Below are 17,309 nucleotides of genomic sequence, written 5' to 3' on the forward strand. Positions count from 1 at the left end.
CACAACTGCCCCAGAAGTGCAGGGAGTTCACAGTGAGTCAGAGTGTGTTGGCCAAAAGCCCACCCGAAGCGGCGGGAGTCGTCCGGCGGGCCGGGCCCTCGGCGGGGGAGCGGTTCGCACGGGCGGCCGAGCAGAGCTGGCGGCCCCTTGCCCTGCTGCTGGCCTGTTTCGCCGTCTGGTGGGTGATCTCGGCGGCGGAGCTGGTGAAGCCCTACCTCGTACCGTCGCCCGGGGCGACCCTCGATGTCCTCACCGGCAAGGCGGGCTATCTCTGGCAGCACACCTGGGTGACCACGTACGAGACGCTGCTCGGCTTCCTGATCGCCGTGGCCGTCGGTGTCCTCGCGGCGGTCGTCATGGTGTACTCCTCGACCGTCGAGCGCACGCTCTATCCGATCCTGCTGTTCGCCCAGGTCGTACCGAAGATCGCGATCGCGCCGCTGTTCGTCGTCTGGCTCGGCTTCGGAATCGGACCGAAGATCCTCATCGCCGTGCTCATCGCCTTCTTCCCCGTGGTGATCTCCATGGTCACGGGCCTCAAGGCGGTCGACCCGGAGATGCTCCAGCTCTCGGCGACGATGGGCGCCAAGCCCTGGCAGACCTTTCTCAAGATCCGCTTCCCGGCCTCGCTCCCGCATCTCTTCTCGGGACTCAAGGTCGCCGTCACCCTCGCGGTGACCGGCGCGGTCGTCGGCGAGTTCGTCGGCGCCAACGAGGGCCTGGGCTATGTGATCCTCCAGGCCAACGGCAACCTCGACACCCCGATGCTCTTCGCCGGGCTGCTCGTCATGTCACTCATCGGCGTCGTCCTCTTCGTCGCCGTCGAGATCGCGGAAATTATGCTGCTCCCGTGGCACGCCAGCCGCCGGGACACCTCCGCCACCACCACGTACTGATTCCGTCCGACCGACTCCTTTTTACTTCGTCGCGGGAAGGCCCAGCCCATGTATGCGCGCAGACTCCTGATCGGTGTCGTACCTCTCGTCCTGGTGGCCACGGCCTGCGGTGGCAATGACCCGTCGACCACCACGAGCGACTCGGGCAAGAAGCTGGACAAGGTCACGCTGACCCTCAACTGGTATCCGTACGGCGAACACGCGCCGTTCTACTACGGCAAGCAGCAGAAGATCTTCGAGAAGCACGGCATCGACCTGAAGATCCAGGCGGGCCAGGGCTCGCAGAAGACGGTGCAGGCCACCGCGGCGGGCCAGACCGACTTCGGCTGGGCCGACACCCCGGCGCTGCTTGCCGGTGTCGACCAGGGCGTTCAGGTGAAAAGCCTCGGAGTCTTCCTCCAGACCACCCCGGCGTCGGTGCAGTCCTTCGACGCCGCGGGCATCCGATCGCCCGCCGACCTCAAGGGCAAGACCATCGCGGGGACCGCGGGGGACGCGCTCTCCAAGACCTTCCCGATCTTCCTGAAGAAGAACGGCCTGGCCGATTCGGACGTCAAGGTGCAGAACACCGACCCGGCGGGCAAGATCGCCGCGGTGATCTCCGGGAAGACCGACGGACTGCTCGGCTACGCCAGCGACCAGGGCCCCACCATGCAGGACAAGGCGAAGAAGCCCGTCTCGTACCTGCGCTTCTCCGAGAACGGGCTGAACTTCTACTCCAACGGTCTGCTCGCCGGCCAGCAGATCCTCTCCTCGAAGTCCGAACTCGCCGAACGCATGGTGCGGGCGGTCAGCGAGTCGTGGGCGGCCGCCGAGAAGGCCCCCGGACCGGCGGTCGCGGCGATGGACGGAGCCTCGGAGCAACTGCCGCCGGCCACGGTCCTGGCCGAGCAGTTCAAGACGACCCTCACCCTGCTGCACACCACCTCGACCCAGGGCAAAGCGCCCGGCGTGAACGACGAGGCCGACTGGCAGCAGACCATCGACGTCTTCGCCGAGGCCGGCATGGTGAGCAAGCCGAAGGCCGTCGCCGAGTACTGGGACGAGAAGACGGCACTGAAGGGATGACCATGCCGAAGCAGGACACGACGCGGACCGGGGCGCCGGTCCCCGCCGCCACGGCGGCAGCAGCGGTCGAACTGTCGGACGTGGCGGTCCGGTTCCGCAGCAAGAAGCGCGATGTCACCGCGTTGCGCGAGGTGTCGCTCGATGTGGCTCCCGGTGAGTTCGTGGCCATCGTCGGACCGTCCGGATGCGGCAAGTCGACCCTGCTCAAACTGGTCGCGGGACTGCTGAAGCCGTCCGCGGGCGAGGTCCGGCTCGGTGGCGAGCAGGTCAACGGGGTGCGCCACGACATCGGTTACGTGTTCCAGCGCGCCGCCCTCCTGGAGTGGCGCTCGGCGCGCCGCAACATCCTGCTCCAGGCCGAGATCCGGAAGATGCCTCCCGCGCAGGCGCGCGGCCGGGCCGACGAACTGATCCGGATGACGGGACTGGGCGGCTTCGAGGAGGCGTATCCGCACGAACTGTCCGGCGGAATGCAACAGCGTGTGGCGCTGTGCCGGGCGCTGCTGCACGAACCGCCGGTGCTGTTGATGGACGAGCCGTTCGGCGCGCTCGACGCCCTCACCCGCGAGCAGATGAACATGGAGCTGAACCGCATCTGGCGGGAGACCCGCAACACCGTCCTGCTGGTCACCCACTCCATCTCGGAGGCCGTCTATCTGGCCGACCGGGTGGTGGTGATGAGCCCGCGCCCCGGCACGGTCTCCGAGATCATCGAGGTGGGGCTGGGCGCGGAACGGGAGTACGGCGAGACGCTCGGCCGCCCGGAGTTCCGGGAGGCGGCCGCCCGTATCCGCGACCTGCTGGGGGCGGCGTCGGCGCACGACTGAAGGTGTCGCCGGCCGCTGGGAACGCAACGGCCCCGGGCTGCGGTTCACGCAACCCGGGGCCGCTCCACGCACCCGCCCGGTCAGTACCGCAGCTGGGACAGATACGTATAGCTCGCCAGCGCGGAGGCGAACGGATCAGCGGGTGAGTCGTGCTCCACCAGCCACTGCTTCACACCGCCCCGCCGCGCCGTGTCGAACATCGCCGGGAAGTCCAGTACCCCCGAACCGACATCCGCGAAGTCCCCGTTCGCCGCCATGTCCTTCACATGGAGCGCGGGGAAGCGCCGCGGATGGCGTACGAAGAGCTCGCCCGGCGCCGAGGCGCCGCCGTTGGCCGCCCAGTACAGATCCAGTTCGAAACCGACCAGTTCCGGGTCGGTCTCGGCGAGCAGGATGTCGTACAGGCTGACCCCGTCCACCACTTGATGGTCCAGGCCGTGATTGTGGTAGAGCAGCTTCAGTCCGGACTCGCGGGCGGCGAGACCCACCCGGTTGAACTCCCGGGCCACTTCCCGGTATCCGGCCGGACTGTGCAGCGAACCCGGCAGACTGGGTACGACGATCCATTTGCCGCCCAGCGTGTGGATGTCCTCCAGGGCCTGCGGAAGCCCGGCCCCTCTCACGATGTCGTAGCCGACGTGTTCGAGGACGGCCCGCAGCCTCGTTTCGTCGAGCATCCGCCGGATGTCGGCTGCGCTGTGACCGTGCCGGCCGCTCACCCCGACCGTGGCGTAGCCGATCTTCGCCAGCCGCTCCAGGGTGCCCCTGAAGTCCTTCGCCAGCGGCGTGCGCATGGTGTAGAGGTGCATGCCGATCCCGGACGGCGGGATGCGCCGGCGGCGGTCGGCCCCGGCGGCGGTGGCGGTGGCGGTGGCGAGCCCTGTGGCTGCCGCGGCGCCCACGGCCGTGGCCAGGAAGGTGCGTCGTGTGCGGTCCATGCGGGTCTTCCCTTCTCAACTCACGTCGATGCGTACAGAGCCGGTGCTGGTGTCGCCCTTGTCGTCGGTGACCGTGAGGTGCGCGGTGTACTCACCCTTGCGGCCGTAGGTGTGCGTGGCCGTCGCACCGTCCCCGGTGGTGTTGTCGCCGAAGTTCCAGTGGTACGAGGCGATCGTGCGTCCGGCCACCGGCTCGACCGCACTGCTCAGTGCCACGGCGAGCGGTGCGGAGCCCGTCGCCGGAGCGGCCCGCACCGTGACCTTCGTACCGGGCCGCTTCTCGACGCCGGGACCGTTGAAGTGCAGCCAGTCGACCGCGAACAGATCGGCCTTGTCGCCGCTCCACTCCGGGTTGCTGAACACCGCGTACAGCTTGAAGCTGCCGCCGGGATCCGTCAGGGCCGTCGTCGGAGAGACCACCTTGCCCCAGTCGCCGGTGTTCGGCACGGTCACCTTGCCGAGCAGCGGGCCCGTCGGCGACCCGGCCCGGAATTCGACGCTCCCGCCGATCCCGCCGGAGGCCGCACCGACGGTCACCGAGTCGATGTTCTTCAGGTTCACCGGATCGAAGGCGATCCAGTCACCGTCCTCGATCTCGGTCAGCCGCTTCCCGCCGGAGGCATCGGCCCGGTTCCCGATCACCGCACCGCCGTGCGTGCCGCCGGTCGCCGTGAAGTGCTCGGCCTCGCGGAAGGCGGTGCGCAGGGTGAGCGAGGTGGAACCGGTGAGCGCGGGTGCGTCCGGTGCGCCCTTGTCCTGGTACTGGGCGGTGATTCCGTAGTAGAGGTTCTGTCCCGGGCCGTGGCTGTCCCCGGCATCCGTGACGATCTCCCCCGTGCAGCCGGTGTAGTTGTCGAGCGGGTGCAGATGTGTGTCATGACCGAGCTGCGACTGCACGACCACCCGTGAACAGTCGATCGGCCCGCCCTTCCCGTCCTCCTTGTCCTTGACCTTCACGGTGAAGGGAATGGTGTCGCCGAAGCTGAACATCCCGCCGTTCGGCGGCTGTTTGATGGTGACCTCCGGGCGGGAGTTGCCGACGGTGATGTCCTGCACGGCCTGCGCCGTCAGACCGCCGGGCCCGGTGACCGTGAGCCGCGCGGTGACCAGCCCTTTCGTGCGATACGTGTACGAGGGGTTGGCGTCCGTCGAGTCCGTGGTGCCGTCCCCGTCGAAGTCCCAGGCGTACGAGACCGGTTGACCGCCGGGCACGCCGGAGCCGGCACTGGAGAACGAGACGGTGAGAGGAGCCGGTCCGTTGTCCCGGCTCGCGGTGATCTTCGCGTCGGGCAGCCGGCCGTCACCGACGTAGTCGATCCGGTAGATGCCCGCGCCCTCGTTGCTGCCGCCGCGGCCCGTACCGCTGCCGAGCCCGAAGTCGATGACGTACAGCGCCCCGTCGGGACCGAAGTCCGCGTCGAAGGGCTGGTTCCACTGCATGTCCTGGAAGATTCCGTTGATGGACTGGAGTTCACCGGCCTTGACGGGCGCGAACCGCGGATCGTCGAACGTCTGGTCCTTCTGCTGGAAGGAGAACGTCTTGAACCAGCGGCGGGTCAGCTCGTAGTTGATCCACTTCCCCTCGAAGTACTCCGGGAACTTGGTGCGGTAGGTGTTGTCCGGGTCGTAGTCGTACACGGGACCGCTCATCGGGCCGCCGCCTCCCGTGCCGAGCTCCGGGAATTCGGCGGACGCGGAGTACGCGTACCAGACCGTGGCGGGTTGGGCGGGCGGCAGCTCCCGCAACCCGGTGTTGTTCGGCGAGTCATTGACGAGCGCCGCGCAGTCGAACTTCGGCCCCGGCTTCTTCGTCGTGAAGTCGTAGTCGTTGAACGGGGTGTTGTTGCCGATGCAGTACGGCCAGCCGAAGTTCCCCGCCTTCGTGATGCGGGTGTACTCGACCGTGCCCTCGGGTCCGCGGTCGGCGACCGCCGCCTTGGCGTCCGGACCGTAGTCGGCGACCAGCAGCGCGCCGCTCAGCGGATCGGTGGTGATCCGGAAGGGATTGCGCATCCCCATCGCGTAGACCTCCGGACGGGTCTTCTCCGTACCGGGTGCGAAGAGATTCCCCTCGGGAACGGTGTATGTACCGTCGTCCTTCGGTGTGATGCGCAGGATCTTGCCGCGCAGATCGTTCGTATTGCCCGCCGTGCCCTGGGCGTCCCAGGCGCGGCGGCCCGCGCCCTCGTCGATCGGGGTGAAGCCGTCCGAGGCGAACGGATCAGTGTTGTCACCGGTCGCCGCGTACAGGTTGCCGGCCTTGTCGAAGGCGAGCGAACCGGCCATGTGGGAATTGGCCCGCCCCTCGCCCCGCCAGGTCCCAATGGTCAGCAACCGCTTCTGCGAGGCCGGGTCGACCGTGTTGCCGGTGACCGTGAACCGGGAGAGAACGAGTTGCTTCTCGGTCTTGTCGGAGTGCAGGAGATAGAGCCAGTTGTTGTCCGCGAAGCCCGGGTCGAGGGCGAGGCCGAGCAGCCCGTCGGACTGACTGGTCATCTCCGGTGTGTACGCGAAGTCCAGCGCGGTCGACACCTTCATCGTCCGCTGGTCGATGACCTTCAGCTTTCCGGTGCGCTGGGCGAAGAACACCCGCCGGTCGGGCGCCACGGCCAGCTCGAACGGGTCGGCGAGATCGCTGGTGGCCAGCGCGGTCCGCTGGAACGAACCGGTCCGCGTCGCCGTGCAGTCGCCCGGCTTCGCACCCGCGGCCCACTCGATGCCGCCGAGGAGGTGCTGGACGAAGCCCTCTTCCTGGAACGCCGAGGACGCATGCCCGCCCGCGGTGAACCAGGAGCGGCCGCCGTCGTAGTTCTGGCACCAGGACCATGGATGGTCCACACCCTCGTCGAGGCCGGTGATGCCGTCGCGCACCTTGATCTGCGCGAGGGTGTGCACCTTGGAGGTCGGATTGGTGCGCCAGTTGTACCACTCCTCCGTACGCTCCCAGAGATCCGGAAGTCCCTTCGTGGAGGGGTGCGCGTGGTCGAGGACCTTGATCCGGCCGGTCTGTACGGCCGGGTGCTGGTCGAAGATCGCACCGACAAGACCCTCGTACCAGTCCCAGTCGCGCTCACTCGCGGACGCGGCGTGCAGACCGACCCAGCCGCCTCCCGCACGGATGTACTTCTGCAGGGCCGCCCGCTCGTCGGCGTTCAGCAAGTCACCTCTCTCCGGAGTGGAGTTGGTGTTGTTGAACACGACTGCCTGGAAGCGGGCGAGATCGGTGTCATTGAAGACGGCGGAGTCGTCGGTCGCCTCGACCTCGAATCCGTTCTCGGCGCCGAGCTTCTTGATCGCCTCGATTCCGGCGGGAATCGAGTCATGCCTGAAGTTGGTGACCTCGGAGTAGACCAGGACCCGGAAGGAAGCCGCGTGGGCCCGGGGCGGGGAGGCCACCAGGAAGCCGACGATCAACGCGAGAAGTGCGGTGAGGGCGACGATCGGCGACGGAAGCCGATGAGCGGGTAACGGTCGACGGTGCGAAGGGTGATGACTCGGATGACTCATGGGCGCTCCCTGTGCGGTAGATGCCGACTGCGGGATTTAGAAAGCGCTTTCTGAAGTGCATCGTTCAGCGTAGGTTCAGGTTTTGATGGGGTCAATGGGTCGGGAGCGCACTCTGTGGGTTCTCTGTGACGTCACGTGTTCCCGGTGCCGCTGTCGGGGGAGAGCGGTTGCCCCCGGCGCGAGGGTTCCCGCTCCGCTCGGCGACGGAGGAACGCGCCGATGCGCTTCAGCCGCCGAGCAACGCACCGATGCGCTCCCGCAGCCCCGGCGGATCCAGGCCGTGGGCGGTGAGGTGCTCGTCGATCTCCCCGTACTTGCGCAGCTCGGCCCGCCCCACCCCGAGGCCCAGCACACGGTGCGGCACTTCGGTGAGCGCGTCATTGGCGACTGCCGTGGACATGCCCGCCAGGTAGGGCTCGACGATCACCACATCGGCGGCCCCGCTGCCACCGACCGCCCGCCGCAGGCCGGCCCGGTCGAACGGGCGCACCGTCGTCGCGTACAGCACGGTCACATCGAGGCCGGCGGTCGCCGCGAGGACGTTGTCGAGCATCGGTCCGACCGCGATCACCACCCCGCCCTTCCCCTCCCGCACCACGGTGAACCCGGTCCCCGTGCCGACCGGCCGCGCCCGCGTGTTCGACTGGAGCGACAGCCGTACGTACACCCGGCCGTCCCCGGCCGAGGCCTGCCGCAGCAGCACCTCTGCCTCGTCGGGGTGGCCCGGCACATGGATCGTCCAGTCGTCGAGGGTGTCCATGAGGGCGACATCGCCCGGCGACATGTGGGTGAAGCCGCCGGCGGGCCAGTCGTACGAGCCTCCGGCGCTCACCAGCACCCCGCCCACCCCCTGATGGCCGAAGTCCAGCTTGACCTGCTCGAACGGCCGCTCCACCAGAAAGCTGGCGAAGGTGTGCACGACCGGCCGCAGTCCGGCGAGCGCCATCCCGGCGCCCGCGCCGATCAGCAGCTGTTCCCTGATCCCCACATTGACGACGCGGTCCGGATGGGCCAGCGCGGCCCGTTCGAAACCGTCCCGGCTGATCTCGGCCAGCACCAGAGCGAGGCGGGGGTCCTCGTCCAGCAGCTGCGACGTGGTCGAGATGAAGCGGTCACGCATCGTGTCCATGTGTCTCTCTCCGTTTCGTGGTCTCTGTCCGTGGGTCAGTGCTTCGGGGCTACGTGCGCGATCACGGCGCGCGGGCGTCCGGCGTGCGGAGCCGTGAAGGCCGCGTACAACGCCTCGTGGTCCCGTCCGTCGACGGAGGCGACCGACCAGCCGGCGGTCTCGAACCGGGCCGCGATCCCGCCGGGCCGGCCGTGCGAGGCCGACGCGTTGTCGATCACCACGGTGTGCAGCTGCTCCAGCCCGGCCGGGCCCGCGTAGGCGAGCGCCTCGTGATTGCTGCCCTCGTCCAGCTCGGCATCCCCGATCAGCACCCATACCCTCGGGTCGGTCAGCCCCCGCGCCCGCAGACCGAGCGCGGTCCCCACGGCCAGCGGCAGCCCGTGCCCCAGCGACCCGCTGCCGATCTCGACCCCCGGCACCAGCGTCCGGTCCGGGTGGTGCCCGAGCGGGGAGTCGTACGCGCCGAACCCCGACAGCAGCTCCTCGCCGAAGAAGCCGTGCGCGGCCAGGACCGCGTAGTACGCCATCGGCCCGTGCCCCTTGGACAGCAGGAACCGGTCGCGGTCGGGCGCGTCCATGGTGCCGGGTGTCACCCGCAGCACCCGGTCGTACAGCACCCAGAGGGCATCCAGCGTGGAGGTCGCGGCGGGACCGTGCTTCTCGTCCCCCGTCATCAGGCTCATCAGCCGGTTCATGTCGCGGTAGCCGCCCGTCGGCGCGGCAGTCGTGTTCGTCATGAACCCAGCGTTGAACATCAAGTTTGGTTGAGGTCAAGTCACGGGAAAGGCGTTCGTGACCACCCGTCCAAGTGCGGTATTGTTCTCATGCGCGTTCGGCCAGGGGAAACCCCAGGTCAGGCGAGCATCGGGACGTGGCGCAGCTTGGTAGCGCACTTGACTGGGGGTCAAGGGGTCGCAGGTTCAAATCCTGTCGTCCCGACTCATAGGAGTCGCAGATCAGGGGCCGTTTCAGAGCAATCTGAAACGGCCCTTTGATCGTTTTTGGGGACCAGCCGGGGACCAATTCCCTCGACCGTGTCGGCGGGCGACCACGATCGGGCTCGGCAGGGAGCGAGGGGCGCTCGGCACGCTGAGGTGTGCCGAGCGAACGGCGCCGGCGGCGGTGATCTTGTGTACGTCGGGTGCGGATACCTTTGGGTGGCGGTCAGCGAGCCGTGCCCGGCGATCTTGCGCAGGACGTGCACCTGGACCCCGGCATCGGCGAACCAGGTGAGTCCCGCGTGCCGGAGGTCATGGCGGCGCGGGTGCTCGTACCCGAGCTTGGTGACGACGTCGCCCCAGTGGGTGGCGTCACGCAGGACCGCGGTGGAGATACGGCCGCCCCGAGGCCCGGTGAACATGCGGGCGTCCGGATCGGGGCCGGCGGCCAGAACGCGCTGGGCGACGAGTGGGCGGATCTCCTCGGTGATCGGGACCTGGCGAGCCCGCTTGCCCTTGGTCCCCTTGCCGACGAGGTCACCGGGAGCCGGGGTGGTCTGACGCCGGACAGTCCAGATCCAGCTCGTGATATGGGGCTGTTGTGCGGGGTGAGTTGGGACAGCTCCGGGACGTTTTCGCGCTCCACAGCCTCCGCCGGTCCTCCTTGCGGCAGATCGGCAGCAGCGCGGGGGAGCAGGGAAGTACCGGACGTTCGGCACCGGTCAGCAAGTCGGTGTCTGTTGAACATGGCCGGCGCCGAACAGCCGCGCGGGCTCGGTGCGCGTCGCGGCCTCACCCGGCACGTTCAGGGTCAGGTCGGCCGATCAGGTGCCGATACCGCGATTCTGCGTAGTCCCTTCGAGTAATGCGTTACCCATAAAGGGCGAACCGTGACAATAAGGGGCGGGGGGTGGAAGGAAGATCGACGGGAGAGTGGTGCATGCCCCTGCGGAGACGTAAGGCGCAGCTGAAGGCCCGGGCTGGGAAGACGGCGGTCAGTGGTTACGGCGCGGTGGATGGGCGCCTGCCCGTCAGCGAGCTGGCCAGGCAGTTGCTGCGCAAGGCCTTTCCCGACCACTGGTCCTTTCTCCTCGGCGAGATCGCCCTCTACTCCTTCGTGGTCCTGCTCCTCACCGGCGTGTACCTCACTCTGTTCTTCGACCCGAGCATGATGGAGAGCGTCTACACCGGTTCCTATGTGCCCCTTCAGGGGGTGAGGATGACGCGGGCCTACACCACCACCCTCGACATCAGCTTCGCCGTGCGCGGAGGCCTGCTGATCCGTCAGATCCACCACTGGGCGGCACTCGTGTTCGTCGCCGCGATCGCCGTCCATATGCTGCGGATCTTCTTCACCGGCGCCTTCCGTAAACCGCGGGAGGCCAACTGGATCGTGGGCGTGACACTGTTCGTACTCGCGCTTCTCGAAGGCTTCGCGGGCTACTCGCTGCCCGACGACCTGCTGTCCGGTACGGGCCTGAGGACGGCGGCCACCATTGTGGGGTCGATCCCTGTCGTCGGAACGTACCTGGAGCTGTTTGTCTTCGGCGGACAGTTCCCGGGCGATGCCGTGATCCCCCGTCTGTACCCCGTGCATGTCCTGCTCGTGCCCGGCCTGATCGTGGCGCTGATCACCGCTCATCTCATCCTGGTGGTCTATCTCAAACACACCCACTGGGCGGGTCAGGGGAAGACCAACGGAAACGCCGTCGGCTCACCGGCGTTTCCTCACTTCACCGCGAAGACCACAGGTTTTTTCCTCATGGTGTTCGGCGTACTGACCTTGCTGGGCGCGCTCGCCCAGATCAACCCCGTATGGAACTACGGCCCCTACCGCGCCAACCAGGTCTCCGGTAACGCACAGCCGGACTGGTATGTCGGATTCCTGGAGGGCGCGCTCCGGCTGATGCCACCATGGGAGACCGACATTGCGGGCCACACCATCATGTGGAATGTGTTCATTCCGGCGATCGTGCTGCCAGGCGTGGTCTTCACAGTGCTGTTCCTCTATCCCTTTTTCGAGAAATGGGTGACGGGCGACCGCAGGGAACACCATCTGTGCGACCGGCCGCGCAACCGGCCGACCCGTACGGGGCTCGGCGTGGCGGCCATCGTCTTCTACGCCGTTCTCCTGGTCTCCGGCGGCAACGACGTCGTCGCCTTCTCGTTCAGGGTTTCGGTCGAGGCCATGACCTGGATCCTCAGAACCGCGCTGATCGCCGCCCCACTCCTGGCCTTCGCGCTGACCAAACGCCTTTGCCTCGCTCTTCAGATGCGGGACCGCCGCCGACTGACCGAAGGCGAGGAGACCGGCCAGGTGACACAGTCGGTGGACGGCGATCTCACGGAGAGCCGCCGTGGCCTGAGCCCGACAGCCCGCTACCGGATCCTGATGCGTGATGTCCCGACGCCCCTGGAGCTCCCCGGGGAGGGCCCGATCTCGAGTCGGCGACGGCTTCGGACCGTACTGAGCGGCTGGTACTACGGGGACCGCGTGGAACTGCCCGCCACGGATGAGCAACGGTCCCGGATCGCCGAGCGGACCGCGCCGCCGGAGCCGGTCCGCGAACGCGAGGACTGAGAACCGCCCTCAGTCCCGGGCGGGCGCGTATTGGAAGACCATTCCGAACACCCCTGCCAGGACCACGCCCAGCCCGATCAGGAAGAGCCACAGACCGAACACCACACCGAGGGCGAGCAGGGCCATCCCCGCGGCTGTCAGTGACGGCCAGATGCTGTGCGGAGGAAAGAAGTCCACCGGACCGGACCGCTCATGGATGTGCCCGTCCCCGCGGTCCTCGGGGCGCAGGCCCTTCCTCCGGTAGTTGGTGGCGAAGAAGAACGTGACCAGCAACGCCATGAGGAACGAGACGGTGAGAGCCGCCGTGCCTGTCGGATCACGGGACCACACGGCGTAGAGAACATCGGTCACGAGGAAGAACCCCGCGACTCCGGCGAAGAGAATGGCCTCGGTCTTCATTCGCCCGACTCCTCTTCAGCGCCCGATGCGGAGCGGGACCCGCCTCGGCCGAGGCCCGGCTTCTGCTTCTCCGGCGTGAGGGGGTGGTGCAGGTCGAAGGCCGGCGAGTCGGAACGTACGCGGGGCAAGGCCCGGAAATTGTGCCTCGGGGGCGGACAGGAGGTCGCCCACTCCAGGGAACGGCCGAACCCCCACGGGTCGTCCACATCGACCTTGGGCGCGTAACGGCTGGTGCGCCACACGTTGTACAGGAACGGCAGTGTCGACAGGCCCAGCAGAAAGGAGCCGACGGACGAGATCGTATTGAGCAAGGTGAAGCCGTCCGCCGCGAGATAGTCGGCGTAACGCCGGGGCATTCCGGCCTCCCCCAGCCAGTGCTGGACCAGGAAGGTCAGCTGAAAGCCGATGAACAAGGTCCAGAAATGGATACGTCCGATGCGTTCGTCCAGCATGCGTCCGGTCAACTTGGGCCACCAGAAGTAGAAGCCGCCGAACATCGCGAAGACCACTGTTCCGAAGAGCACGTAATGGAGGTGGGCGACGATGAAGTACGAATCGGTGAGATGGAAGTCCAGCGGGGGTGAGGCGATCAGCACTCCACTGAGGCCGCCGAGGAGAAAAGTCACGAGGAAGCCGATCGCCCAGAGCATGGGTGTCTCGAACGAGATATTTCCGTGCCACATGGTGCCGATCCAGTTGAAGAACTTGACACCGGTGGGCACGGCGATGATGAACGACATGGCGGAGAAGAAGGGCAGGAGAACGGCTCCTGTCGCGAACATGTGGTGGGCCCAGACAACCGCCGAGAGCATGGTGATGCTGATCGTGGCCATCACCATTCCGAAATACCCGAACATCGGCTTCCGGCTGAACGCGGGAATGATCTCGCTCACCACTCCGAAGAAGGGCAGCGCGACAATGTAGACCTCGGGATGGCCGAAGAACCAGAACAGGTGCTGCCACAGCAGCGCCCCGCCGTTCGCAGCGTCGTAAACATGGGCCCCGAACTTCCGGTCGGCTTCGAGGGCGAGCAGGGTGGCGGCGAGTACCGGAAACGAGAGCAGCGCGAGGATCGAGGTGAACAGTACGTTCCAGGTGAAGATCGGCATCCGGAACATGGTCATACCCGGCGCACGCAGACAGACGATCGTAGTGATGAAATTGACCGATGCCAGGGTCGTACTGATCCCCGACAGCACGAGGCCCATGGTCCAGAGGTCTCCGCCGGCGCCGGGCGAGAAGACGGCACTGTTCAGCGGTGCGTAGGCGAACCAGCCGAAGTGCGCCGCGCCGCCGGGCACCACGAATCCGGACACCACGATGATTCCGCCGAAGAGGAAGAGCCAGTAGGTGAGCGCGTTGAGGCGAGGGAAGGCGACGTCGGGCGCGCCGATCTGAAGCGGCATGATGGCGTTCGCGAAGCCGCCGAACATCGGCGTGGCGAACAGCAGCATCATGATGGTGCCGTGGATGGTGAACAGCTGGTTGTACTGTTCCGTGCCGACGATCTGCAGTCCTGGCCGGGCCAGCTCCGCTCGCATGAGCATGGCCAGCACTCCGGCCAGCAGGAAGAACCCGAACGCGGTGACCATGTAGAGATTGCCGATGACCTTGTGGTCGGTGGTCGTCAGCCAGCCCATGATTCTCACACCGGCATTGATGCGCTTGTTGGCCACCGGCTCGGCCGGCGCGGCTTCCTGCAGATCCTGCGCCATCGGTTCTCCGTCCCTCCCGGTTGACTCGATGGTGGAGCCTGCCACCGTGGACGGCCCGTACGACTGGCGGTGACACCTCGAATTTCACCAGTTCACCGATGCTCCGATCGGGTGTCCCAGGGGCCCGCCGCGTCCAGGATGCCCGGCGGTCATGAGCCGGAACGTCGTCACGTCCGGCGCGAGCGCCGGGGGTCGACCGGCTGACGGCGCGTCTGTTCGGGTGGGCACGCGCGACTGTGCTCTGACAGCGGACCAGCCGTTCCGGCCCCGCGCTCGCACACAGGGGCGCGTAATGGGCGCGGGGCGGCACCTCCTGATCTTCCCCCCTACTGTCCACCCCGCCCCGTATGCCCGGCCCCGATACGGTCGGGGCCCGGGCCTTGAGGGCGAAGTACGCGTGTCTGCCGCCTACGTCCAGCCTCAGCGGCTGCGCCCTGGCTCTGTTGGCCCTCGACGCCGGCTGCGGACTGGCACGCCGCGAGGTGCCGGCCACCCGCGGCACCGACATCACCGTGCCGGCGTCGGAGGCGGTGGTCGTAGCAGTTCCAGGCAGCGACCGGCTGGTGGTCTGCCGGGCAATGCGGGAGGAAGACCTCGCCGCAAGAGCGTGTGCCGCCGGCGACGGATACCTGTTCCTGCCCCGGCGCAAGGTCGCCGACCCTAACCTCGGGCTTTCACGAGGTGGGCTGTCCGAAGCGTGATCGAAAACGCGAGAAGTGCTTCTGACCTGCAACGATAGGACTTGTCGAGGGTGGGTCTGCTGCTCCGTCTCGACTCGGCGGATCGGGTGGATCCTGAGCGGTGGGCTTTCCCTGCCGGGCCGACGGGGTGCGGCCCCTCAAGGAACGCTTCATCCTTATGCTTCTACAGGCGTGTAGAAAACGCGAGGGGCGGCCCGGATGTTCCCGGGCGGCCCGTGAAGGCGGCGCATTTCGCAGGGAGGAGCGCGGCACGATGAGCGGCGGGCCGGGCTTCGTCCCGGTGTGATCAGTCCGCTCCGGGCAGCTCAGGGCCAGTGAAGTCGGGACCCGAGAAGTCGGGACTCGAAAATTCGGGAGCGCTGAAACCCGGCCCCCTTCGCGGCTCCGGAACCCTCTTCGAGCCGCCTGTCGCACGTGACGTGGCCGTCGCATCCGGGCGGCCGGCGTTCTCAGGTCTCACGGCCTGGAGCGAGTTGGACAGGAAGGGCAGGATCCCGCGTTCGAGCAGTGCCTCCTGCCACGCGTCTCGCGCGTGGTCCACCTCGGGATCCGTACCACCCGCCGTCGAGCGATTACGCGCCGCTGCCACCAGCATCCAGACGAGACCGGCCAGCACTGTCACTACCGCGACCCCTGCCGCAGCCAGACCGGCGAGGAGCATGACGTCGGCGAGATGTGAGTGCATGTCAACAGCCCGGAAGCCGAAGCCGATCAAGCCGAAGACTGCGGCAGCCGTGGCGGACAGCCCCGGTACCAGTACGGCCACCGCATGCAGCGTGCTGCTTGCGTCGGCCGCCGCGCCGTCGGACTCGCGCCGTGCGGGACGACGTGCCGCGCCCGACGAGGCCGAGGCGGAGAGCAGCTGACGGTAGGCGCGGTATTCGGAAGCGGCCGAAGCGGCGATGGCGGTGCGCGCGCCGAGTGCCCGGGTGCGCAGTTGTTCGTTGTTGAGAGCCTTGGGGGTGCGGTGCCTCCCCTCCTGGATCGTAGGTGAGTTCAGTGCGTGATCCAGGATGCGCTCGAATGCGGGCAGATCCTCTGCCCGTAGGTGATCCGGACGGTCCACGAGTCTTCCTTGGTCGATGGAATGCGCTCAACGTGTCCTCACGGTGGTTCCCGGATTGCGCAATCCCTGAAGCATGACAGTGCAGCCACCGCGATCGAGCGGGTGCCCCTCCGTGAGACTTGCTATATTACGCAACTGAGCAACCGTGAGTGTTTCAATTCATCACAGGAAGAGGAACTGCCATGACTGTCGTCCGTCGGGTGCTGCCACGGCTCGGCCCGGTCCTGGCCGTCCTGGCTCTGATGGTCTGCGCGATGTTTACGCCCGTCCCCGCGCACGCCGCGGGGGCGGGCCTCGACAGCGTGGCCGAGGCACTGAAAAAGAGCCCCGTGTACGTTGATCCACGCGCCCGTCACCAGCTCTCCGAGGCCGACGCCGAAGACCTCGCGAAGAAGATCGAGGGCGCGGGCAAGCCTGTCTTCGTCGCGGTATTGCCCGAGGCCGCCGAGTTCCCTCCCGCGACCCTGATGCGGGACCTGCGCACCCAGGTCGGCATCGCCGGGGTGTACGCCGTCCGCCTCGGCGACGGTTTCCACGCGAACGCGGACTCCTCGGTGATGTCCCGCAACGCGGTCGGCAATCTCACCGGCGCCGTCAAGCGCTCCCACTCCGGGGACCCCGAAGGGCTCCTGACCGCCTTCGTCGACCAGGCCACCGAGCAGGCCAAGGGACAGGCCCCGGCTGCCTGGAGCGGCTCCGAGGACGATGAAGGGAGCGGCGGCGCGGCAGTACTGCTCACCATCGGCGCGGTCGCGGCGGCCGGCGGCGGTGGGTACGCCTTGTACCGCCGCTCGAAGAAGAAGCGCGAGCGCGCCGATCTGGACGCCCTGCGCGTCGTCGTCGACGAGGACATCACCGCCTTCGGCGAGGAACTGGACCGACTCGACTTCCACCCGTCGGAGCCCGGGGTCGACGACGCGATGCGGCAGGACTACACCCACGCGCTGGACACGTACGACAAGGCCAAAGAACTGATGGCCATGGCTGCCAAACCGCAGGACGTCCAGCCGGTGACCGCAGCCCTCGAAGAGGGCCGGTTCGCGCTCGCCACCCTGGCCGCGCGCCGCGCCGGCGCCCCGGTGCCCGAGCGTCGCGCTCCCTGCTTCTTCGACCCTCGCCACGGCCCGTCGGCCATCGACGTGATGTGGGCCCCGCCCCGCGGCATGCCGCGCAGCGTTCCGGCGTGTGAGGCTGATGCCGACCTCCTGGCGGCCGGGCAGGAGCCGATGGCCCGGCAGGTGCAGACCGCCCATGGTTCCCAGTCCTACTGGAATGCCGGGCCCGCATACGCACCTTGGGCGGGCGGCTACTTCGGCGGCACGGGCAGCATGCTCGGCGGCCTGCTCGTGGGCACGATGCTGGGCTCGGTCTTCAGCGCATCCTCCGCCTTCGCCGACACAGCGCCCGACGACAGCGCTCCAGGTGGCGGGGAGTTCACCGGCGCCGACTTCAACCCAGGCGACTTCGGCGGTGGTTTCGAAGGCGGCGGCTTCGAGGGCGGAGGCGACTTCGGCGGTGGAGACTGGTGATCCCGGTGGCTGGCA

At 67.7% G+C, this 17,309-nt stretch carries 13 protein-coding genes, 1 tRNA gene and 1 pseudogene; 7 read left to right on the forward strand and 8 right to left on the reverse strand.

Translation table 11 applies throughout. The features are described from left to right. Positions 1-32 precede the first annotated feature (32 nt). From ACFVV1_RS38295 to ACFVV1_RS38305, 3 genes are read left to right on the forward strand one after another with little or no spacing between them, the layout of a single operon-like run. Entirely contained in the window at positions 33-896 is an 864-nt protein-coding gene (locus ACFVV1_RS38295) for an ABC transporter permease (RefSeq protein ID WP_389999533.1), read from the forward strand. A gap of 48 nt (positions 897-944) precedes the next feature. Then, entirely contained in the window at positions 945-1,964 is a 1,020-nt protein-coding gene (locus ACFVV1_RS38300; RefSeq protein ID WP_389999536.1) for an ABC transporter substrate-binding protein, read from the forward strand. Further along, positions 1,961-2,791: an ABC transporter ATP-binding protein gene (locus tag ACFVV1_RS38305; RefSeq protein WP_389999539.1), complete on the forward strand. Its 831-nt coding sequence runs from the start codon at positions 1,961-1,963 to the stop codon at positions 2,789-2,791. Before ACFVV1_RS38300 ends, ACFVV1_RS38305 begins: the two co-directional genes overlap by 4 nt. An 80-nt stretch (positions 2,792-2,871) precedes the next feature. Here the strand turns inward: ACFVV1_RS38305 and ACFVV1_RS38310 are convergent, their stop codons facing one another. The 4 genes from ACFVV1_RS38310 to ACFVV1_RS38325 form a co-directional block, all read right to left on the reverse strand. Then, a complete protein-coding gene (locus ACFVV1_RS38310; protein ID WP_389999542.1) occupies positions 2,872-3,729 on the reverse strand; it encodes a sugar phosphate isomerase/epimerase family protein in 858 nt (285 codons plus the stop codon). Between the two features lie 15 nt (positions 3,730-3,744). Further along, a complete protein-coding gene (locus ACFVV1_RS38315) occupies positions 3,745-7,236 on the reverse strand; it encodes a ThuA domain-containing protein (protein ID WP_389999544.1) in 3,492 nt (1,163 codons plus the stop codon). Between the two features lie 226 nt (positions 7,237-7,462). Beyond that, complete coding sequence (locus ACFVV1_RS38320; RefSeq protein WP_389999547.1) at positions 7,463-8,365, reverse strand: transketolase family protein; 903 nt, start codon at positions 8,363-8,365, stop codon at positions 7,463-7,465. 35 nt (positions 8,366-8,400) lie between these two features. Continuing rightward, positions 8,401-9,102 (reverse strand): transketolase, encoded by a 702-nt coding sequence (locus ACFVV1_RS38325; protein WP_389999550.1) that lies wholly within the window; start codon positions 9,100-9,102, stop codon positions 8,401-8,403. Between the two features lie 128 nt (positions 9,103-9,230). Here ACFVV1_RS38325 and ACFVV1_RS38330 point away from each other — a divergent pair. Further along, positions 9,231-9,304: transfer RNA gene (locus ACFVV1_RS38330), tRNA-Pro, on the forward strand. 101 nt (positions 9,305-9,405) lie between these two features. Here the strand turns inward: ACFVV1_RS38330 and ACFVV1_RS38335 are convergent. Then, positions 9,406-9,890: pseudogene (locus ACFVV1_RS38335) on the reverse strand (tyrosine-type recombinase/integrase); the annotation flags it as partial. Positions 9,891-10,243: 353 nt separating this feature from the next. Between ACFVV1_RS38335 and ACFVV1_RS38340 the strand changes: the two are divergent. Beyond that, the gene (locus tag ACFVV1_RS38340; protein ID WP_389999553.1) at positions 10,244-11,884 is read left to right on the forward strand and encodes a cytochrome bc complex cytochrome b subunit; all 1,641 of its coding nucleotides are present in this window, start codon (positions 10,244-10,246) and stop codon (positions 11,882-11,884) included. Between the two features lie 9 nt (positions 11,885-11,893). Here the strand turns inward: ACFVV1_RS38340 and ACFVV1_RS38345 are convergent, their stop codons facing one another. Next, positions 11,894-12,283: a cytochrome c oxidase subunit 4 gene (locus tag ACFVV1_RS38345; RefSeq protein ID WP_389999556.1), complete on the reverse strand. Its 390-nt coding sequence runs from the start codon at positions 12,281-12,283 to the stop codon at positions 11,894-11,896. Beyond that, on the reverse strand, positions 12,280-13,923 hold the full coding sequence (gene ctaD, locus ACFVV1_RS38350) for a cytochrome c oxidase subunit I (protein WP_389999601.1): 1,644 nt from the start codon (positions 13,921-13,923) through the stop codon (positions 12,280-12,282). Before ctaD ends, ACFVV1_RS38345 begins: the two co-directional genes overlap by 4 nt. Before the next feature lie 518 nt (positions 13,924-14,441). On the opposite strand from ctaD, the gene ACFVV1_RS38355 reads away from it, so the two are divergent. After that, a complete protein-coding gene (locus ACFVV1_RS38355; protein WP_389999559.1) occupies positions 14,442-14,699 on the forward strand; it encodes a hypothetical protein in 258 nt (85 codons plus the stop codon). 286 nt (positions 14,700-14,985) lie between these two features. Here the strand turns inward: ACFVV1_RS38355 and ACFVV1_RS38360 are convergent, their stop codons facing one another. After that, entirely contained in the window at positions 14,986-15,765 is a 780-nt protein-coding gene (locus ACFVV1_RS38360) for a hypothetical protein (RefSeq protein ID WP_389999561.1), read from the reverse strand. A gap of 182 nt (positions 15,766-15,947) precedes the next feature. Here ACFVV1_RS38360 and ACFVV1_RS38365 point away from each other — a divergent pair, with 182 nt between their 5' ends. After that, positions 15,948-17,294, forward strand: a complete 1,347-nt coding sequence (locus ACFVV1_RS38365) for a hypothetical protein (protein ID WP_389999564.1) — start codon at positions 15,948-15,950, stop codon at positions 17,292-17,294. Positions 17,295-17,309: the final 15 nt, after the last annotated feature.

Source organism: Streptomyces sp. NPDC058092 (genome assembly GCF_042884935.1).
Taxonomy (GTDB): Bacteria; Actinomycetota; Actinomycetes; order Streptomycetales; family Streptomycetaceae; genus Streptomyces.